The organism is Streptomyces sp. 63XJN7_1_ISO-PGPR-S23-121, assembly GCF_056173025.1.
In genome coordinates this window covers 591,361-610,591 of the sequence record NZ_CM149653.1, presented here as the reverse complement: position 1 = coordinate 610,591, position 19,231 = coordinate 591,361, and the positions used below count along the sequence as shown (strand labels likewise).

The 19,231-nt window shown below is 72.3% G+C and carries 19 protein-coding genes, 1 tRNA gene and 1 pseudogene; 6 read left to right on the top strand and 15 right to left on the bottom strand.

What is annotated here, in order from left to right; all coding sequences use genetic code 11:
* Positions 1 to 3: 3 nt before the first annotated feature.
* Positions 4 to 216 carry a hypothetical protein gene (locus AC0VYN_RS02905; protein ID WP_385471680.1) on the bottom strand — a complete coding sequence of 71 codons (213 nt, stop codon included), beginning with the start codon at positions 214 to 216 and terminating at the stop codon, positions 4 to 6.
* Positions 217 to 610: 394 nt separating this feature from the next.
* Between AC0VYN_RS02905 and AC0VYN_RS02900 the strand changes: the two genes are divergently transcribed.
* Positions 611 to 1,156: a hypothetical protein gene (locus tag AC0VYN_RS02900; protein ID WP_475534653.1), complete on the top strand. Its 546-nt coding sequence runs from the start codon at positions 611 to 613 to the stop codon at positions 1,154 to 1,156.
* 41 nt (positions 1,157 to 1,197) lie between these two features.
* Positions 1,198 to 1,371: pseudogene (locus AC0VYN_RS02895) on the top strand (site-specific integrase); the annotation flags it as partial.
* Positions 1,372 to 1,535: 164 nt separating this feature from the next.
* On the opposite strand, the gene AC0VYN_RS02890 reads toward AC0VYN_RS02895, so the two are convergent.
* Positions 1,536 to 1,617 (bottom strand) — tRNA-Tyr (locus AC0VYN_RS02890).
* A 236-nt stretch (positions 1,618 to 1,853) separates the two neighbouring features.
* Here AC0VYN_RS02890 and AC0VYN_RS02885 point away from each other — a divergent pair.
* A complete protein-coding gene (locus AC0VYN_RS02885; RefSeq protein ID WP_385458041.1) occupies positions 1,854 to 2,342 on the top strand; it encodes a YajQ family cyclic di-GMP-binding protein in 489 nt (162 codons plus the stop codon).
* 110 nt (positions 2,343 to 2,452) lie between these two features.
* Here the strand turns inward: AC0VYN_RS02885 and AC0VYN_RS02880 are convergent, their stop codons facing one another.
* Positions 2,453 to 2,719, bottom strand: coding sequence for a GlsB/YeaQ/YmgE family stress response membrane protein (locus tag AC0VYN_RS02880; RefSeq protein ID WP_475534652.1), 267 nt, complete (start codon positions 2,717 to 2,719; stop codon positions 2,453 to 2,455).
* Positions 2,720 to 2,859: 140 nt separating this feature from the next.
* On the opposite strand from AC0VYN_RS02880, the gene AC0VYN_RS02875 reads away from it, so the two are divergent.
* On the top strand, positions 2,860 to 4,104 hold the full coding sequence (locus tag AC0VYN_RS02875) for an APC family permease (protein ID WP_475534651.1): 1,245 nt from the start codon (positions 2,860 to 2,862) through the stop codon (positions 4,102 to 4,104).
* A 339-nt stretch (positions 4,105 to 4,443) separates the two neighbouring features.
* Here the strand turns inward: AC0VYN_RS02875 and AC0VYN_RS02870 are convergent, their stop codons facing one another.
* The 12 genes from AC0VYN_RS02870 to AC0VYN_RS02815 all read right to left on the bottom strand — a co-directional run bounded on the left by AC0VYN_RS02870 (position 4,444) and on the right by AC0VYN_RS02815 (position 16,262).
* A complete protein-coding gene (locus AC0VYN_RS02870) occupies positions 4,444 to 4,860 on the bottom strand; it encodes a YccF domain-containing protein (protein WP_475534650.1) in 417 nt (138 codons plus the stop codon).
* Positions 4,857 to 5,720 carry a zinc metalloprotease HtpX gene (gene htpX / locus AC0VYN_RS02865; RefSeq protein ID WP_475534649.1) on the bottom strand — a complete coding sequence of 288 codons (864 nt, stop codon included), beginning with the start codon at positions 5,718 to 5,720 and terminating at the stop codon, positions 4,857 to 4,859. The genes AC0VYN_RS02870 and htpX overlap by 4 nt, the downstream gene beginning before the upstream one ends.
* 263 nt (positions 5,721 to 5,983) lie before the next feature.
* Positions 5,984 to 7,519 (bottom strand): NADH-quinone oxidoreductase subunit N, encoded by a 1,536-nt coding sequence (locus tag AC0VYN_RS02860; protein ID WP_475534648.1) that lies wholly within the window; start codon positions 7,517 to 7,519, stop codon positions 5,984 to 5,986.
* Positions 7,516 to 9,090 (bottom strand): complex I subunit 4 family protein, encoded by a 1,575-nt coding sequence (locus AC0VYN_RS02855; protein ID WP_475534647.1) that lies wholly within the window; start codon positions 9,088 to 9,090, stop codon positions 7,516 to 7,518. The genes AC0VYN_RS02860 and AC0VYN_RS02855 overlap by 4 nt, the downstream gene beginning before the upstream one ends.
* Before the next feature lie 6 nt (positions 9,091 to 9,096).
* Positions 9,097 to 11,091, bottom strand: coding sequence for an NADH-quinone oxidoreductase subunit 5 family protein (locus AC0VYN_RS02850; protein ID WP_475534646.1), 1,995 nt, complete (start codon positions 11,089 to 11,091; stop codon positions 9,097 to 9,099).
* Positions 11,088 to 11,477 (bottom strand): NADH-quinone oxidoreductase subunit NuoK, encoded by a 390-nt coding sequence (gene nuoK, locus AC0VYN_RS02845; protein ID WP_475534645.1) that lies wholly within the window; start codon positions 11,475 to 11,477, stop codon positions 11,088 to 11,090. The genes AC0VYN_RS02850 and nuoK overlap by 4 nt, the downstream gene beginning before the upstream one ends.
* On the bottom strand, positions 11,477 to 12,124 hold the full coding sequence (locus AC0VYN_RS02840) for an NADH-quinone oxidoreductase subunit J family protein (protein ID WP_475534644.1): 648 nt from the start codon (positions 12,122 to 12,124) through the stop codon (positions 11,477 to 11,479). The genes nuoK and AC0VYN_RS02840 overlap by 1 nt, the downstream gene beginning before the upstream one ends.
* Complete coding sequence (locus tag AC0VYN_RS02835; protein ID WP_475534643.1) at positions 12,121 to 12,900, bottom strand: NuoI/complex I 23 kDa subunit family protein; 780 nt, start codon at positions 12,898 to 12,900, stop codon at positions 12,121 to 12,123. Before AC0VYN_RS02835 ends, AC0VYN_RS02840 begins: the two co-directional genes overlap by 4 nt.
* A 2-nt stretch (positions 12,901 to 12,902) precedes the next feature.
* A complete protein-coding gene (locus AC0VYN_RS02830) occupies positions 12,903 to 13,871 on the bottom strand; it encodes a complex I subunit 1/NuoH family protein (protein WP_385458021.1) in 969 nt (322 codons plus the stop codon).
* Positions 13,868 to 15,229: an NADH-quinone oxidoreductase subunit C gene (locus AC0VYN_RS02825; RefSeq protein ID WP_475534642.1), complete on the bottom strand. Its 1,362-nt coding sequence runs from the start codon at positions 15,227 to 15,229 to the stop codon at positions 13,868 to 13,870. The genes AC0VYN_RS02830 and AC0VYN_RS02825 overlap by 4 nt, the downstream gene beginning before the upstream one ends.
* On the bottom strand, positions 15,226 to 15,876 hold the full coding sequence (locus tag AC0VYN_RS02820) for an NADH-quinone oxidoreductase subunit B (protein WP_475534641.1): 651 nt from the start codon (positions 15,874 to 15,876) through the stop codon (positions 15,226 to 15,228). Before AC0VYN_RS02820 ends, AC0VYN_RS02825 begins: the two co-directional genes overlap by 4 nt.
* Positions 15,867 to 16,262 carry an NADH-quinone oxidoreductase subunit A gene (locus tag AC0VYN_RS02815; RefSeq protein WP_475534640.1) on the bottom strand — a complete coding sequence of 132 codons (396 nt, stop codon included), beginning with the start codon at positions 16,260 to 16,262 and terminating at the stop codon, positions 15,867 to 15,869. Before AC0VYN_RS02815 ends, AC0VYN_RS02820 begins: the two co-directional genes overlap by 10 nt.
* Before the next feature lie 193 nt (positions 16,263 to 16,455).
* On the opposite strand from AC0VYN_RS02815, the gene AC0VYN_RS02810 reads away from it, so the two are divergent.
* Together AC0VYN_RS02810 and AC0VYN_RS02805 are read left to right on the top strand one after the other, a co-directional pair.
* Positions 16,456 to 17,682 carry a sensor histidine kinase gene (locus AC0VYN_RS02810; protein ID WP_475534639.1) on the top strand — a complete coding sequence of 409 codons (1,227 nt, stop codon included), beginning with the start codon at positions 16,456 to 16,458 and terminating at the stop codon, positions 17,680 to 17,682.
* A 181-nt stretch (positions 17,683 to 17,863) separates the two neighbouring features.
* Positions 17,864 to 19,231 (top strand): sensor histidine kinase, encoded by a 1,368-nt coding sequence (locus tag AC0VYN_RS02805; protein WP_475534638.1) that lies wholly within the window; start codon positions 17,864 to 17,866, stop codon positions 19,229 to 19,231.

Here is a 19,231-nt window from a genome sequence, read left to right as displayed (position 1 = left end):
CTCTCAGAACAGAGGCAGTTGCCCGGGGAACTCCGGGACGGTGTAGCCGTCGAGCGTGGGCTGGGCGGCGTCCGACTCGGCGAACCGCCGGGAGCCGGGGCAGGACACGAGCTCCCCGGCCGCCCGCGCCCCGGGCGGATCGTGCCGTGCGAAGCGCCCGGCGACGACGGCGATCTCCCGACGGCACTCGGGGCAGGTCCTGCGACGCGACGACATGGTGTCAGCGTAGGACGGGCGGGGCGGGGTGCCGGCGAGAAGTCCGACGGGTGATTCCCCCGCCCCTCGCCCACCGCGCGGCTCAACCAGCGTGACCAGTGGGAATCGGAACGGCAACACGCCCCACGCCCACCCCGCAGAGCCGCCGCTCCGGCTTGCCACCCGCTCTCCGGCCGGTGCGGCCACGGCCTGGGCTCAAGGCGAAGGTCGTCAGCACACCGGACACGGCCGGAGTGACGGAGCGGGCGACGTGCCAAGCGGAAGGAGGACATGGAGTAACCGCCCGGCAGCCCGCCGATGTGAGGCTGCTCGAAGGAGGCCTCGACAAGGCGTTACGGCACGGCCCGAAGGTACTGGCGGGGAGAGCACAACAGCTTGCAGAACGCGTGATTCAATGCCACGCATGGAGGCGAACGGTACACACTTGGGACCGTTGGAACTGGTCAGCGGGCACTGGGCAGTCGGAGACGCCACACGCCCGGACACCCACTGGGTGGAGTTCCGCCCGGACGGGCTCCACCAGCACGAGCCGGACTCCGAGGGGCGGTTGATCCCGTGGTCAAGGATCATGACCGGCATCTGGCTCACTTGGGGCAAGCACTCCCGGAACACGAACCGCAGGGGCATGTACACACTCAAGGGAATGGTTGCTGGGCGCGACGGAGGCTGGATGCACATGACGCTTCGCCACCCGTACGAGGACCACCAGCTGCGTTTCGACCAGCACGCGCGCTCGTACCGGGCGGTGGATGCCCTCCGGCTGGAGAGTCTGCTGCGGCAGCTCATCGACGAGGGGAAGCTACACCTCCTCGGCGACCCGGAATGGGTGGGCCGCGCCGTGGCCTGCCTGACCGGCGGGAAAAACAGCTGGCTCACGCAACGTGCGCTGCGGCGGGTGGCGACCGAGGCCATAGCAGCGGCCGGCCCCGGCAACCTCTGACGGCCCGCCGTCGCCAACGGCGTTTTCCAGCAGATCGGCATCTTCGCCACGCAGCCGTGTCCACGTGGCTCAGCTCCGGTGTGGAGCCGCAGGAGGTGACCGCACGTGCCGGCCACAGCGTGGCCGTGCTGTTCCGGGCGTACGCGAAGTGCCTGGACGGCGGCGCCGCCACGGCGAACGCCCGGGTCGAACGGGCACTGAAGAACGGCGGCTAGAACGGCCGGAAACTGCCCCACGCCTGCCCCACACGGACTGGTCAGCACCCGAATCAGGGTGAGACACACTGGGAAACAGCACCCATAAGGATCAGGTCGGGCCCGTCAACGACGAAAGGGTCTGTGATCAGCATTGCTGCTGGTCACAGACCCTTTCGGTCGTGTGGCGGCGCCAGGATTCGAACCTGGGAAGGCTGAGCCGGCAGATTTACAGTCTGCTCCCTTTGGCCGCTCGGGCACACCGCCGGGGTTCGCTGCCCTTCGCACCGTCTTGCGGCGGTGCTCCGTGGCAACGACGTAAACAATACCCGATAGGGAGGGGTGCTTCGCCACCCGATTGATCTCCACCCCGGGCGCGGGGGGTGGCTAGGCTTGTCCGGATGCGGCCGAGAACCCCTGGCGGGCCCGGCGGCCGCCCACGTATGCCGGTTCGGACCCGGCACGCGGCCCGACACGCACCCAGATACAAGGAGCCACAGGACATGGCCGACTCCAGTTTCGACATCGTCTCGAAGGTCGAGCGGCAGGAGGTCGACAACGCCCTCAACCAGGCCGCCAAGGAGATCTCCCAGCGCTACGACTTCAAGGGCGTGGGCGCCTCGATCTCGTGGTCCGGGGACAAGATCCTCATGGAGGCCAACTCCGAGGACCGGGTGAGCGCTGTCCTCGACGTCTTCCAGTCCAAGCTGATCAAGCGCGGCATCTCGCTGAAGGCACTGGACGCGGGTGAGCCCCAGCTCTCCGGCAAGGAGTACAAGATCTTCGCGTCGATCGAGGAGGGCATCTCCCAGGACAACGCGAAGAAGGTGGCGAAGATCATCCGCGACGAGGGCCCCAAGGGCGTGAAGGCCCAGGTGCAGGGCGAAGAGCTGCGGGTCTCCTCCAAGAGCCGCGACGACCTGCAGACCGTGATCTCGCTGCTCAAGGGCAAGGACTTCGACTTCGCACTGCAGTTCGTCAACTACCGGTGATCTGCCGGACGCCACCGGCGTTCCGCTAGGCCGGCCGCGTACGACGAAGGGTGGGCGCCCCCGGATTCCGGGGTGCCCGCCCTTCTCACCGCCCGGCGGGTCCGGCCGGCTCAGTCGCGCGAGTTGCCGAACAGGATGCGGTAGGCGATCAGGAGGACCAGCGAGCCACCGATGGCCGCCGCCCAGGTGGCGCCGTCGTAGAAGTCCCTGCTGATCGGGTGGTCCAGCCAACGGGCCGATATCCAGCCGCCGATGAACGCTCCCGCGATGCCGATGAGGGTGGTTCCGATGAAGCCGCCCGGGTCGCGGCCCGGCAGCAGCAACTTGGCTATGGCTCCGGCCAACAGTCCCAGGATGATCCAGCCGACGACGGTCATGCCGTGACCCTGCCTTTCCTCGCTGTGCCCGCGCTGTGCGAGCGCTGTGGGCTCGTACCTCCGCGTGTGTTCATGTCCTCTTGGTGAGGAGGACGTTCCGGCAGCTCCCGGTGGTTGCGTCGGTCAGTAGGGTGCGGCCCATGACACCTGCGGGTTCGGAACTGCGGCGCACTCTGGGCGTCGGTGACGCGGTGGTCGTGGGGCTCGGTTCGATGATCGGTGCCGGGATCTTCGCCGCCCTGGCGCCCGCCGCGCACGCCGCCGGATCGGGGCTGCTGCCCGCCCTCGCCGTGGCCGCCGTGGTGGCCTACTGCAACGCCACGTCCTCGGCCCGGCTCGCGGCCCGGTATCCGGCCTCGGGCGGCACGTACGTCTACGGGCGCGAGCGGCTCGGGGAATTCTGGGGGTACCTGGCCGGCTGGTCGTTCGTCGTCGGCAAGACGGCCTCCTGTGCCGCCATGGCGCTCACCGTGGGCGCGTACGTCTGGCCGGGGCAGGAGCACACGGTGGCGGTGGCGGCCGTGGTGGCGCTGACCGCGGTGAGCTACGGGGGCCTGCAGAAGTCGGCCTGGGTGACGCGGGCGATCGTGGCGGTGGTCCTGGCCGTCCTCGCTTCCGTGGTGGTGGTGTGCCTGTCGTCGGGGCGGTCCGGCGCCGGACGACTGGACGTCGGGTTGTCGGGCGGTGCCGGCGGGCTGTTGCAGGCGGCCGGGCTGCTGTTCTTCGCCTTCGCGGGGTACGCGCGGATCGCCACCCTCGGTGAGGAGGTACGGGATCCGGCGCGCACCATCCCCCGGGCGATTCCGCTGGCGCTCGGGATCACGCTGGCCGTGTACGGGTGTGTCGCGGTGGCCGTCCTTTCCGTGCTGGGGCCGACGGGGCTCGGCCGGGCGACCGCGCCGCTCGCCGACGCGGTCCGGGCGGCCGGCGTGCCGGAGCTGGCGCCGGTCGTGCGGGCGGGTGCCGCCGTCGCCGCCCTGGGCTCGCTGCTCGCCCTGATCCTGGGGGTGTCCCGGACGGCCCTGGCCATGGCGCGGGACCGTCATCTGCCGGCGGCGCTGGCCGCGGTGCATCCGCGGTACCGGGTACCGCACCGGGCCGAGCTGGCCGTGGGCGCGACGATCGCGGTCCTGGCCGCCACGGTGGACGTGCGGGGCGCGATCGGGTTCTCGTCCTTCGGCGTCCTGGCGTACTACGCGGTGGCCAACGCGTCGGCCTGGACGCTGGACCCGGCTCCGGCTGCGCGGGCCGTGCCGGCTCTGGGGCTGGCCGGATGCGCCATGCTGGCGTTCTCCCTTCCCGTCGTCTCGGTGATCATGGGTGTGGGGGTGCTGGCCGTGGGAGTGGTGGCGTACGCGGTGCGGGGGCGGCCGGAGCGCCGGTAGGCCGCCGGGGCAGTGGGCCCACGGGCCCTCGCCGGCCCCTCGTTCGCCTTTGCGGCCCCACCCGTGCCGCCGGCTCCGCACGCCCGCCCGTGCCGCCCGCCGCGGGCCTCCGGCGGGCCGGTGAGGGGCGGGGTGGGCGCGCCCGGTCTGCGGCGGGCTCGGGGTGGGAAGTCCGGTTGCGTGGGTGAGCGTTGGACGCCTGGACGGTCGTCCGGGCCGGCAACTGCGCGATCTCGGTCATGGGTTCATCATGCGAGCCGGCGCCGGCCGCCGCCCGGACCTGTGGACAACCTCGCGGTTGTGGACAGACAGGGACCCTGCTCGGCCCTTTCCGGCCCCCTACCAGCCGGTCGTCCGGGTGCCGGCGGTGGCCGTGAACGGCTGGTCGGTGCGTACGATCTCGCGTCCCATCGGCAGCAGCGAGACCGGGATCAGCTTGAAGTTGGCGATGCCGAGCGGGATGCCGATGATCGTGACGCACAGCGCGATGCCGGTGACGATGTGGCCGATGGCCAGCCACCAGCCGGCGAGGACGAGCCAGAGCACGTTGCCGATGCAGGAGGCCGCTCCCGCGTCCCGGCGCTCGACGGCCGCGTACCCGAAGGGCCACAGGGCGTAGACGCCGATGCGGAACGCCGCGATGCCGAACGGGATGCCGATGATGGTGATGCAGAGCAGCGCCCCCGCGACCAGGTAGCCGAGGAACAGCCAGAAGCCGCTGAGGACGAGCCATATGACGTTGAGGATGGTCTTCATGGCTGACGACCTGCCATCTTCTCGAGGCGGGCGATTCGCTCCGCCATCGGCGGGTGGGTGGAGAACATCTTCGACAGCCCCTGCCCCGGGCGGAACGGGTTCGCGATCATCATGTGGCTCGCGGTCTCGATCCGGGGCTCCGGCGGCAGCGGCAGCTGCTTGGTGCCGGCGTCGAGCTTGCGCAGTGCCCCGGCGAGGGCCATCGGGTCGCCGGTGAGCTGGGCACCCGACGCGTCGGCCTGGTACTCCCTCGAACGGCTGATCGCCAGTTGGATGAAGCCGGCGGCGAGCGGGCCGAGCAGCATGATGAGCAGCATGCCCAGCAGGCCGGGGCCCTCGTCGTCGTCCGACCGCCCGATCGGGATCAGCCAGGCGAAGTTGACCAGGAACATGATCACGGAAGCCAGGGCGCCGGCGACCGACGAGATCAGGATGTCGCGGTTGTAGACGTGACTGAGCTCGTGTCCGATGACGCCGCGCAGCTCGCGCTCGTCGAGCAGGCGCAGGATGCCCTCGGTGCAGCACACGGCGGCATTGCGCGGATTGCGGCCGGTCGCGAAGGCGTTCGGGGCCTCCGTCGGAGAGATGTAGAGGCGGGGCATCGGCTGGCGGGCCTGGGTGGAGAGGTCCCGGACCATGCGGTACAGAGCCGGGACCTCGAACTCGCTCACCGGGCGGGCCCGCATCGCGCGCAGGGCCAGCTTGTCGCTGTTCCAGTAGGCGTACGCGTTCGTGGCCAGGGCTACCAGGACGGCGACGACGAGGCCCGCTCGGCCGAAGAAACTGCCGATGACGATGATGAGCGCGGACAATCCCCCGAGGAGTACTGCGGTCCTGAGCCCGTTGTGCCGGCGGTGCACGGTACGCCCTCCAAGTCGTGCAGCAGGGGAACCCTTTGCTTGCTGGTCTCGCTCGCTGTGGTTGCTTCCCGTCTCCGATGCCGCTGGGGTCGTGGTGTCACGTCCAGTGGACCCTTCCGTACTGGTCAACGCCAGGCGGGGGCCTCCAGTTCCCCGCCGGGCACGGCTGCGCGCGTGGTCCGTCCGGGTGAACGGCCCGGTAGGCGGCACGCGCGCGTGGGGACCGAGTGCCCCACGCGCGCGTGCCGATACGCGGCTGTCGCTCAGAAGAGCCCCGAGTCGGCGAAGCGGAGGATCAGCTGGGGCGCTCCGGACAGCGCCACGGCCAGGACGGCGGTCGCGCCGAGCGCGGCCGTGAGCGGCGCGGGGAGGCGGTGACGCACGGTCTCGCCCTCGGGTGCGCGGAACAGCAGGGCCGTCCACTGGAGGTAGTAGAAGAGGGCGATGACGACGTTGACGGCCATGACGACGGCCAGCCAGCCGAGGCCCGCGTCGACGGCCGCGGAGAAGACGGTGACCTTGGCGAAGAGGCCGATGATGCCGGGCGGCAGGCCGGCGAGGCAGAGCAGGAAGAACGCCAGGAGCAGCGCGGTCAGCGGGTTGGACGCGTACAGGCCGCGGTAGTCGGCGACGCGGTTGAGGGCCCTCGTACGGCCCACCAGTGCGGCCACCGCGAAGGCGCCGAGGTTCACGGCGGCGTACATGAGGGCGTAGGCGACGGTGGAGCCGATCGACCGCTCGGGGTCGTCGGAGTAGCCTGCGGCGGCGATCGGCACCAGGAGGTAGCCGGCCTGGCCGACGGACGACCAGGCGAGCAGGCGTACCGCGCTGTACGCGCGCGTGGCCCGCTGGCGCAGTGCTCCGACGTTGCCGACGGTCATGGTGAGCGCGGCCAGCACCGCGAGCGCCGGCCCCCAGGCGTCGGCGTAGGACGGCAGGGCGACGACCGTGACGAGGATCAGTCCGGAGAAGCCGACGGCCTTGCCGACCACGGACAGGTAGGCGGCGATCGGGAGCGGCGCGCCCACGTAGGTGTCGGGCACCCAGAAGTGGAAGGGCACGGCGGCCGTCTTGAAGGCGAAGCCGACCAGGGTGAGGACGACGCCCGTCTGGGTGAGCGTGGTGAGCTGCCCGTCGACGTGCTGGACGCGGTCGGCGACCTGGGTGAGGTACAGGGTGCCGGTGGAGGCGTACAGGAAGCTGATGCCCATGAGGCTGACCGCGGTCGCGGTGACCGAGGACAGGAAGAACTTCAGCGCGGCCTCGGAGGAGCGCCGGTCGCCCTGCCGGAGGCCGACGAGGGCGAAGGCGGGCAGGGAGGCGACCTCCAGGGCGACGACGAGGGTCGCGAGGTCGCGGGAGGCGGGCAGGAGAGCGGCGCCGGCCGCCGAGGAGAGCAGCAGGAACCAGAACTCGCCCTCGGGCAGTCCCCGGTCGGCGTCCTTCAGGGCGGTGACCGAGAGCAGGGCGGCCAGCAGGGCGCCGCCGAGCACCAGGAGCTGGATGGCGAGGGTGAAGGTGTCCGCGGTGTAGCTGCACACGGCGGCGTCGCCGGTGAGGCAGAACGTGGAGCGGTGGTCGCCCACGAGGGGCAGCAGCAGGAGCGCGGAGGCGGCCAGTCCGGCGACCGCGACCCAGCCGAGCAGCGCCTTGCGGGCGTCCGCGACGAACAGGTCGGCGACGAGGACGACGAGCCCGACGAGCGCCGCGACGGTGGGTGGCGCGATGGCGAGCCAGTCCACGGACTGGACGAGGCTCTGGGCCAGGGGCTCGGCCAGGGGCTGGGCCAGGGAGCTCATCGGGTGCCTCCTGAGAGGAGCTGCTGCACGGCCGGGTCGGTCAGCCCGAGCAGGGTCTTGGGCCACAGCCCGGCGACGACGGTGAGGGCGACGAGCGGGGTCCAGGCGGCGAACTCGTGCGTGCGCACGTCGGCGAGGCGCGCGGATTCCCGCGGTACGGCGCCCATGCAGACGCGGCGGACCACGATCAGCATGTACGCGGCAGTGAGCAGGGTGCCGAACGCGGCGATCGCCATGAAGGTGAGGAAGGCGGGGCGGCTGAGCCCGGCGGCGGGGTCGAAGGCGCCGAACAGGGCCAGCATCTCGCCCCAGAACCCGGCGAGGCCCGGCAGGCCGAGCGAGGCGACCGCGGCGAAGGCGAGCAGGCCGCCCAGACGGGGCGCCCTGCCGTAGAGGGCGGCGCCCGTCCCGTCGGCCAGGGTGTCCAGGTCGGTGGTGCCGGTGCGGTCCTTCAGGGCGCCGACCACGAAGAAGAGCAGGCCGGTGATGAGGCCGTGGGCGATGTTGGCGAACAGGGCGCCGTTGACGCCGGTCGGGGTCATGGACGCGATGCCGAGCAGCACGAAGCCCATGTGGCCGACGGAGGAGTAGGCGATGAGGCGCTTGAGGTCGCCCTTGGCGCCCCGCTTGGCGAGGGCCAGGCAGGCCAGGGAGCCGTAGATGATCCCGACGACGGCGAAGGCGGCGAGGTAGGGCGCGAAGGTCCGGAAGCCGTCCGGTGCGACGGGCAGGAGGACGCGGACGAAGCCGTACGTGCCCATCTTCAGCAGGACGCCGGCCAGCAGCACCGAGCCGACGGTCGGCGCGGCGGTGTGGGCGTCGGGCAGCCAGCTGTGCAGCGGCCACATCGGCGTCTTCACGGCGAGGCCGACGCCGATCGCCAGTACGGCGATGACCTGCACTGATGTGGCCAGTGACCGGCCGTTGTCAGTGGCGAGTGCCACCATGTCGAACGTGCCCGCCGTGATTCCGATCAGGAGCAGGCCGAGCAGCATGACGACGGAGCCGAGCAGCGTGTAGAGGATGAACTTCCAGGCGGCCCGGGCCCGTCCCTCGCCGCCCCAGCGGGCGATGAGGAAGTACATCGGGACGAGGACCGTCTCGAAGGCGAGGAAGAACAGGATCAGGTCGAGGACGGCGAAGGTGGCGAGGGTGCCGGCCTCGAGGACGAGCAGCAGGGCGACGAAGGCCTTGGGGCTCGGGCCCGCGGGCGTCTTGAAGTACGAGTAGAGCGCGCACAGGAAGGTCAGCAGCGCGGTCAGGACCAGCAGGGGGAGGGAGATGCCGTCGATGCCGAGGTGGATGCGCACGTCGAGTGCCGGGATCCAGCTGATGTCCGTACTGGCCTGCATCTTCGACGGATGGTCGTGGTCGAAGCCGAGCACCAGGACGATCGCGGCGAGCAGGACGACGCCGGTCACGGTGACGCCGTGCCGCAGCACCGCCTGTTCGGGTGACTTCCCCTTCAGCCCGGGCGGGGCCGGCAGCAGGGCCGCGGCGGCGCCGAGGAGCGGGCCGACGACGACGAACGCCAGAAGGAACTGCATCACGGACTCGTTGATATCGATCACGCCTGCTCACGCTCCCGTGGCGACGAGGACGGCGGCGACCGCGAGGACGACGGTGCCGGCGAGCAGCGCGCTCACATAGGTCTGCACATTGCCGGTCTGGGCACGGCGTACGGCGGCCCCCAGCCAGCGGGGCAGGGCGCCCGCCGCGCTGACGTACGTGTCGACGACCTCGCGGTCGAGGAACCGGACGAGGCTCGCGCCGGCCTGGACCGGGCGGACGAAGAGGGCCGAGTACACGGCGTCCAGGTGGAAGCCGACGGCCGCGTGGCGGTGCAGCGGACCGAGCAGCAGCCGTCCGGGGTCGGCCGGGTCGGGCGCCGAGGCCACGTTTCCGTAGGCGGGTGTGTGGCTGGCGATGGCCTCGGCCTCGACCTGGCCGGCGTCGGCCTCGGGGTGGGCCGCGACCGCGCCCAGCGGGACGCGGGCCGCGAGCGCGGTGGTGTGCCGCCAGGCCGCGTAGGTGACGATGCCGCCGACCAGGGCCACGCCGGTGCCGAGCACGGACGTGGTGAGGGTCGGGGTCAGGTCGGTGCCGTCGAACCAGTCGGGCAGCAGGCGGAACGCGAGTCCACCCAGGGCGAGGGAGGGGATGGCGAGCACCCAGAGCACGGCGTTCATGACCAGGGGCTGCCTGCCGTGGTCGGGGGCCTCGGCGCCCCGCCCGTGGAAGGCCAGCAGCCACAGGCGCGTCGCGTAGGCGGCGGTGAGCAGGGCCGCGATCAGGCCGGCGACCAGGACGGTCCAGCCGGCGGCGCCGGGTGCGTGCTCGGTGTGGCCGGTGGCGACGTGCTCGGCGGAGCCGAGGACCGACTCCTTGGAGAAGAAGCCGCTGAACGGGGGGATCGCGGCGAGCGCGAGCAGCGCCACGGTCGTCGTCCAGTAGGCGTCCGGTACGCGGGTGCGCAGGCCGTGCATGCGGGACATGGCGGCCAGCGAGTTGGTGCCGGCGGCGTGGATGACCACGCCCGCGGCGAGGAACAGCACCGCCTTGAAGGCGCCGTGCGTGAGGAGGTGGAAGACGGCGGCACCGCGGTCGCCGGTGGCGAGGGCACCGGTCATGTAGCCGAGCTGGCCGATGGTCGAGTAGGCGAGGACGCGCTTGATGTCGTCCTGGGCGAGCGCGGCGAGCGCCGAGCCGACCATCGTGACGGCGGCCATGACGGCGAGGACGACCATCGCGGCCCGTGAGGCCTCGAAGAGTGGAAGGAGCCGGGCGACGAAGTAGACACCGGCGGCGACCATGGTCGCGGCGTGGATGAGCGCGGAGACCGGTGTCGGGCCCGCCATCGCGTCGGGGAGCCAGGTGTGCAGCGGGAACTGCGCCGACTTGCCCGCCACGCCGGCCAGGAGCAGCAGGGCGATCACTGTCGGATGGCCGATCGAGCCGTTCGCCACCGCGCCGAGGATCCGGGTGATGCGGAAGGAGCCGGTCTCGGTGGCCAGGGCGAGCAGGCCGATGAGGAAGGGGACGTCGCCGAGCTTGGTCACCAGGAAGGCCTTGAGGGAGGCGGCACGCGCCTCGGGAGTCTCCCAGTAGTGGCCGACCAGGAAGTAGGAGCAGATGCCCATGATCTCCCAGCCGACCAGCAGCACCATGAGGTCGCCGGAGTAGACGACGAGGAACATGGCGGAGGTGAACAGGGAGACGAGCGCGGCGTACGAGGGGTAGCGCGGGTCGTCGCGCAGGTAGCCCGTCGAGTAGAGCTGCACGCAGGTGGCGACGCAGCCGACCAGGACGGCGACGAGGGCGGCGAAGCCGTCGATGTGCAGGGCCAGCTCGATGGGGACGGAGCCGGTGGGCGTCAGTTCGGTGACGGCGTCGACGGCCTGGTCACCGCCCTGGCGCGCGGCGACCAGCAGCGCGAGGACGAGGGCCGCCAGGGTGGGCAGGACGGCGAGCGGGCGGACGAAGCCGGGGGCGGTGCGCCCGAGGAGCAGGCCGGCGACCGCTCCCAGCAAGGGAAGGAGGGGGACGAGGACGGCGAGGGTGGTCGTGGTCACGCGGTGGCCTCAGCCTTCTCGGCCGTCCCGGTCGCGGGGGCGTCGGTGTCGGGGCCGTCCGGTTCGTGGCCCTCGGCGGTGTCGCGGAGCCGGTCGATGTCCGCGGTGCCGCGGTTGCGGTGGACGGCGAGCACGATCGCCAGGCCGATGCCGATCTCGGCGGCGGCGATGGCGATGGTGAACAGGGTCAGGGCCTGCCCGGAGTGCAGGGTCTCCTCGGCGGCCCTGCTGAGCCAGACGTCGAAGGCGACCAGGTTGAGGTTGACGGCGTTGAGCATCAGCTCGACCGACATCAGGACCAGGATCGCGTTGCGGCGGGCGAGGACTCCGTACAGGCCCGTGCAGAACAGGAGGGCGGAGAGAACGGCGGGATAGGCGAGGTGCATCAGCGGACACCGTCCTTGCCGGCACCGTTCGGGGCGGTTGCCGGGGCGGCGCCGGACGCCTGCTCCGCCTTTGCCTTGCGGGACAGGACGATCGCGCCGACCAGGGCGGCGAGGAGGAGGACGGAGAGGGCCTCGAAGGGGAGGACCCAGTTCTGGAAGAGGCTCGCTCCCGTCACGGCGGTGGAGCCGGCGGCCGGGCCGTTCAGGTCGATCCACGTGGTCCGGAAGGCGTCGACGACCACCCACACGAGGGCCGCCGCGGCGGCGACGGCCACGGTGAGGGCGGCCCAGCGGTTGCCGGAGTCGGCGTCGGGGGAACGGCCGATCGGGGCTCTGGTGAGCATCAGGCCGAACAGGAGGAGGACGACGACGGAACCGACGTAGATGAGGACCTGCACCCAGGCGATGAACTCGGCGGTGAGCAGGAGGTACTCGACGGCGAGGCCGCCGAGGGCCACCACCAGCCACAGGGCGGCGTGGACGAGCTGCCGGGTCGTGACGGTGACGACGGCGGCGCCGAAGGTGACGAGGCCGACGAGGAGGAAGGCGATCTCCACGCCGGTCGGGGACAGGAAGCCGTGGGAGCCGGCGGCCGTGGTCGTGGAGTCCGTGGCCGCGAGGCTGAGGACGGTCGCTGCGGGCGTCATTCCCGGCCCTCCTGTCCCGGCCCGGGCTGCCCGGGACCCTGCTGGTCCGGCCCCGGCCGGTCCGGCCCCGGCTGGTCCGTCTGCTGCTTGGAGTCGCCCGCCGGGCGGGTGGGCCCCTCGGCGGCGCGGGCCTGCTCGTCGGCGTGCGGTTCGGTCGGCCTGCCCGCCCCGGGCGCACCCTGCGGGGTGCCCTCCTGGGCGGCCCCGGGCGCCGCGGCCCCCGGCTCGGCGGCTTCCTGCCGGGCGGCCTCCTGCTGGGCGGCCAGCTTGTCGGCGGTCTTGCGGGCCGCGGCGAGTTCCTTCGGTTCCTCCCCGCCGGGATCGAGGGCGGGCGGGGCCGGGACCGTCCACATCCACTCGCGGAGCTTGTCGCGCTCGTGGGTGAGGTCGCGGATGTCCGTCTCGGAGTACTCGAACTCGGGGGACCAGAACAGCGCGTCGAAAGGACAGACCTCGATGCAGATACCGCAGTACATGCACAGGGCGAAGTCGATGGCGAAGCGGTCGAGGACGTTGCGGCTGCGTTCGCGGCCGCCGGGGGTGGCCGCGGGCACCGTCTCCTTGTGGGAGTCGATGTAGATGCACCAGTCGGGGCACTCGCGGGCGCACAGCATGCAGACCGTGCAGTTCTCCTCGAACAGGCCGATCACGCCGCGGGTGCGGGGCGGGAGGTCGGGCTGGGTGTCCGGGTACTGCTGGGTGACGGTCTTCCTCGTCATCGTGCGGAGGGTGACGGCCAGGCCCTTGGCCAGGCCGGAGCCGGGGACGGGGGACATGGTTACTGGATCACCACCTTGACGATGCCGGTGAGGGCGATCTGGGCGAGGGAGAGGGGCACGAGAAGGGTCCAGGAGAACTTCTGGAGCTGGTCCTCGCGCAGGCGGGGGTAGGTCACGCGGAGCCAGATCACGACGAAGGCGAGGACGGCGGTCTTCAGCAGCGTCCAGACCCAGCCGAGGCCGTCGGCACCCCAGGGGCCGTGCCAGCCGCCCAGGAAGAGGACGGTGGTCAGGCCGCACAGCACGACGATGCCGGCGTACTCGGCGAGGAGGAACAGGGCGAACCGCAGGCCGGTGTACTCGGTGTAGGCGCCGAAGATGATCTCCGAGTCGGCGACCGGCATGTCGAACGGGGGACGCTGCAGCTCGGCCAGCCCGGCGACGAAGAAGACGACGGCGCCGACGATCTGCCAGGGCAGCCACCACCACTCGAAGGCGTCCAGGATGCCGACGAGCGAGACGGTGCCGGCCGCCATGGCGACGGAGGCGGCGGTCAGCAGCATCGGCAGTTCGTACGCGAGGAGCTGGGCGGCGGTGCGCAGGCCGCCGAGGAGGGAGAACTTGTTGGCGGAGGCCCAGCCGGCCATGAGCGAGCCGAGTACGCCCACGCCCATGACGGCGAGCACGAAGAAGATCCCCGCGTCGACGACCTGGCCCACCGCGCCCTCGCCGGGGCCGATGGGGATGGCGAGGAGGACGAGGAGGTACGGCAGCAGCGCGACGGCGGGGGCGAGCTGGAAGACGCGGCGGTCCGCGTCCGCCGGGACGACGTCCTCCTTCTGCGCGAACTTCACACCGTCCGCGACGAGCTGGGCCCAGCCGTGGAAGCCGCCGGCGTACATCGGGCCCAGGCGGCCCTGCATGTGGGCCATCACCTTGTGCTCGGTCTGGCCGACGATCAGGGGGAAGGTGAGGAAGACGACGAAGACGACCAGGAGGCGCAAGGTGACGTCGAGAGCGTCGTTCACTGCGGGCCTCCTGGGCGGTCGTCGGGGGTTTCGGAGCGGGCGGGGGGCCGCGACGCCTCCCCTGTCTCCGGGTCCTCGGGTGTCCCCGGGTCCTCGGGAGTCTCCGGGTCCTCGGGAGTCTCCGGGCTCCCCGGCCCCTCCTCCTCGGCCTCCGCGCTCCCCCGGTCCTCGGGCTTCCCGGAGGGTTCCGTGGGCTCGTCGAAGGCCGGGCGGGCGTGGTGCCAGGGCGCGTCGGAGCTGCGCGGCGGCGCCGTAGCGGACTTCGGCGCAGCGGGCGTCTCCCCTGCCGCCTCGGAGGGAGCGGCCGCCTCGGACTGACCGACCGTGTCGGACGGACCGGCCGTGTCGGACGGACCGGCCGTGTCGGACGGACCGGCCGTGTCGGGCCGCACCGTCGTGGGGTCGGGCCGCTGGGAGGCCGAGCCCTCGCTCGCGCTCCGGGCGCGGCGGGCGGTCGGGGTGCGCGGTCCGGTGGTGTCCCGGCTCTCCGCGCCGGGTGCGCCCACGGAGTCCTCGGGGGCTGCCGGTCCCGGCCGTTGCGACGCCGACCCCCCGCTCGCGCTCCGCGCCCGACGGGGCGCGGACGGCGGCGACGAGGACTCGGCACCGGGAGTCCCGGCGGCCGGAGTCTCGGTGACCGGGGTCTCGGTGGCCGGGGTCTTCTGGCCGACGGAGCCCTGGGCGGCCGTCCGCATACGGCGCGCCGGGCGCTCCCCGGCCGCCGTCCGGGCCGGACGGTCGCCCACCGCGCGGGCGGCGCCCCGGGCCGGGCGGGCCGGGGCGGGCGGGAGCTGGCCCTTCTGCGGGCCCCACTCGTTGGGGTCGGGGACGCCCGGGGGCAGCATCTGCCGGCGCCGGGGGCCGCCGTGGTCGGACTCGCCGGGTTCCTTCGCGCCCGGCCAGGCCTTGGCGACGCGGGCGGCGAGGACGAAGTCCTTGCGCAACGGGTGGCCCTCGAAGCCCTCGGGCAGCAGCAGGTGGTCCAGCCCGGGATGGTCCTCGAAGACCACGCCGAACATCTCGTGCGTCTCGCGTTCGTGCCAGGCCGCGCCCGCGTACACCTCGACGGCGGTGGGCAGGACCGGGGACTCGTGCGGGACCGTCGTCCGCAGCAGCAGCCGGCGGACCGGCGCGAGGGCGGCCACGTGGGCGGCGACGCGGAAGCCCGTGCCCGGTTCGTCGACCGCGTTCAGCCAGTCGAAGTACGTACAGCCCAGCCGGTCGCGGGCGGTCTCCAGGGCGGAGATCCAGGCGGCCGGCGGCACGTCCACGGTCAGGAGGTCGTAGGACTCCTCGGCGGTGGCCTCGGCCCCGAAGAGTTCCCCGGTATCGGCGGGCAGCCAGCCGACCGCGGTCATCGGTCCTCCTCGGGAGCGGAGGTGGGGGCGGGCGGCTGCACCAGACCGCTCTGCAGCGCGGCCGTCGACGGGCGCGGCGCGGTGCCGTACCGCTCCCCCAGCGACTCCCGCGCGATCTTCTCCTGGAGCTTCAGGATGCCCTGGAGCAGCGCCTCGGGGCGGGGCGGGCAGCCGGGGACGTAGACGTCGACGGGGATGATCTGGTCGACGCCCTTCGTCACGGAGTACGAGTCCCAGTACGGGCCGCCGCAGTTGGAGCAGGCGCCGAAGGAGATGACGTACTTCGGCTCGGGCATCTGCTCGTAGAGGCGCTTGACGGCGGGGGCCATCTTGTCCGTGACCGTGCCCGACACCACCATCAGGTCGGCCTGACGGGGCCCCGGCGCGAACGGGATGACGCCGAGGCGGATGAAGTCGTGGCGGGCCATCGACGCGGCGATGAACTCGATGGCGCAGCAGGCGAGGCCGAAGTTGAAGACCCAGAGCGAGTAGCGGCGGCCCCAGTTGAGGACGACCTTCATCGGCTCGGGGGCGAGCCGGGCCAGCGCGCCGAGCCGCTTCGGCTCCGGCAGCAGGACGGGCTCGGAAGCGGCGGACGCGGAGGAGGCGGAGGAAGAGGCGGAGGAGGCCGCGGGGTTCACGTCCATGACAGGACGCCCTTCTTGTATGCGTAGAGCAGGCCCACGGCGAGGAAGCCGAGGAAGACGAACATCTCCACGAGTGTCGTGGCGCCGTACCCGGGGTCGGCGAAGACCGTCGCCCACGGGAAGAGGAAGATCGAGTCGACCGCGAAGATCACGTACAGGAAGGCGTAGACGTAGTAGCGGACCTGGGTGTGTGCCCAGCCCTCGCCGACGGGGTCGACTCCGCACTCGTACGTCAGGAGCTTCTCGGGCGTCGGGACCACGGGCCGCAGCAGCCGCCCGGCGCCGAAGGCGACGGCCACGAAGAGCACGCCGACGACGGCGAGCAGTCCGACGACCGAGTAGGACTGGAAGTAGTCGGCCGCGATGCCGACACCCGGTTCCGGCACGTCCGTTCCTCACTCCCTGTCCGAACCCCGAACGCTGCTGTTCGACGATCTGTACGCACGGGAGTCTAGGGCCTGATAAAGAGACGGTAAGCAGCCCGTCGTACGTTGGGACGCCCGGGTGGGGTTTTCCTCAGGGGACGCCCGGCGGTCCGCCTCATGGCGCGGGGCCGTGCCGCACGGCACGCTGACCCGTATGACCGAAAGCCTCTCGTCCTCGACGCATGCCGGGTACCCCGGCGAAGCGGACAGCGACCGCCTCCCACCGGCCCGTTTCGCCCTCGACCGGCACACCTGGAAGGAGATCGCCCACCTGCTGGCGAACCTCCCGGTGTCCGTGCTCGGCTTCACGTACGTCGTGACGATGCTGTTCGCCGGTGCCGGCCTGACGGTCACGGTGATCGGGCTGCCGCTGCTCGCGGCCGGTCTGTCGGGGGCCCGGCTGCTGGGCAGGCTGGAGCGGGCGCGGGCCCGTTCGCTGCTCGGGGTGCGGGTGGAGGAGCCGAGCCGGCTGCCGTGGCGGGGGCGGGGCGGGTTCTTCTCCCGGATGTGGCTGGCGCTGAAGGACCCGGTGGGCTGGCGCACGGTCCTGTACGAGTTCATACGGCTGCCCTGGGGCGTCTTCACCTTCGCCGTCACGCTGGTGTCGCTGTTCGTGCTGTGGCCGGTGCTGCCGTTCGTCGCGCGGGGCCTGGCCAACGTGGACCGGGCGCTGGTGCGGGGGCTGCTGTGCCCGTCCGACGAGCTGGAGCGGCGGATCGCCGAGCTGGAGTCGGACCGGGGCGTGGTGGTGGACACGGCGGCGGCGGACCTGCGGCGCATCGAACGCGACCTGCACGACGGGGCGCAGGCCCGCCTGGTCAACCTGGCGATGGGGCTCGGCCTGGCCAAGGAGAAGCTGCTGGAGGACCCGGACGCGGCGGCGGCGATGGTCGACGAGGCGCACGGAGAGGTGAAGCTGGCGCTCCAGGAGCTGCGGGACCTGGCGCGCGGCATCCACCCGGCCGTGCTGACCGACCGCGGCCTGGACGCGGCCCTGTCCTCGGTCGCCTCGCGCTGCACGGTGCCGGTGAAGGTGACCGTCGACCTGGTGGAGCGGCCGGCGGCGGCGATCGAGGGCATCGCCTACTTCACCGTCTCGGAGCTGCTGCAGAACGTCAGCAAGCACAGCGGGGCGAGGTCCGCCTCGGTGGAGGTGTGGCGGACGGCCGACCGGCTGCTGATGCAGGTGGGCGACGACGGGCGCGGGGGTGCGCGGCTGGACGGCGGTACGGGGATGAAGGGGCTCGCCGAGCGGCTCAGTGCCGTCGACGGCCTGTTCGCGGTCCATTCGCCGCCGGGCGGCCCGACGACGGTCACGGCGGAGCTGCCGTGGCGCGACCGTTCGGACACCGACGGGGCCGCCGCCTCCGGCGCGAGGTAACCGGCCGGTCCGGTCCCGGGACACGCCCCGACGCGTACGCGTCGGGGCGTGTCCATGTCGGCCGGGGGTGGGGAAAACCCCCCTTCCAGGACGCCGACGGGCCGCATGGCCCGCGGCCGCGCGGTCCGGGAGGGTGGAGTCGGAAGAGCACAGCCACAGGTCGAGGAGAAGGACGGCACCGATGGCCACGGAGTACGGACAGGGTTACGGGCTCGGGGGAGGATCCGGCCTCTCCGCGGACACGGGTGCGCGACGGCACCGGCTGCCGGCGGGACTGCGGGCGCCGTTCGAGGGCCGCCACTGGCGGGAGTTCGCCTTCGTGCTGCTGAGCCTGCCGATCGGGATCGCGCTCTTCACGTACGCCGTCACGATGATGTCGCTCGGCGCCGGGCTGCTGGTGACGTTCCTGGGCGTCCCGGTGCTGGCCGCCGCGCTCGCCGGGTGCCGGGGCATCGGGGCGCTGGAGCGGGCCCGGGCGCGCGGCCTGCTGGGGCTCGACGTGGCCGCGCCGGAACCGCTGCGGGCGGGCAAGCCGGGCGCGATGGCGTGGATCGGGGCCGTCCTCAAGAGCGGCTCCTCCTGGCGGAGCCTGCTGTACGCGCTGGTGCAGTTCCCGTGGTCGGTGTTCTCGTTCGTGGTCTCCGTGACCTTCTGGTCGGTCGGCTGGACGATGCTGACGTACCCCGTGTGGTTCTGGGTGTTCCCGGCGTACGCCGGCCAGGACGGGCTCCAGCTGTACGGCGACGGGACGCACCGGATCTACCTGGACAACCCCTTCGAGATCACCGTGACCGCGCTGGTCGGGCTGCTGGTCACCCTGGTGACGCCGTGGATCGTCCGGGCCCTGACGACGGTGGACCGGCTGCTGGTGCACGGGCTGCTCGGACCGTCGCGGCTGGCGACGCGGGTGGTGGAGCTGGAGTCGGACCGGGGGGTCGTGGTCGACACGGCCGCGGCCGATCTGCGGCGCATCGAACGCGACCTGCACGACGGGGCGCAGGCCCGCCTGGTCAACCTGGCCATGGACCTGGGCCTGGCCAAGGAGAAGCTGCGGGAGGACCCGCAGGAGGCGGCGCGCATGGTGGGCGAGGCGCACGGCGAGGTGAAGACGGCCCTGCAGGAACTGCGGGACCTGGCGCGCGGCATCCACCCGGCCGTGCTGACCGACCGCGGCCTGGACGCGGCCCTGTCCTCGGTCGCCTCGCGCTGCGCGGTGCCGGTGCGGGTGGAGGTGGACCTGGCGGAGCGGCCGGCGTCGGCGATCGAGGGCATCGCGTACTTCACGGTGTCGGAGCTGCTGCAGAACATCAGCAAGCACGCGCGGGCCACGGCGGCCGCCGTGGAGGTGTGGCGGGTGGAGAACCGGCTGATGATCCAGGTCGTGGACAACGGCGTGGGCGGCGCGCGGGCGTCCACCGGTTCCGGTCTCGCGGGGCTGGCCGAGCGGCTCGACGCGGTGGACGGGATCCTCGTGGTGGACTCGCCGGCCGGCGGCCCCACCCGGGTGACGGCGGAACTTCCGTGGCGCACGGAGCCGGTACGCCGCTGA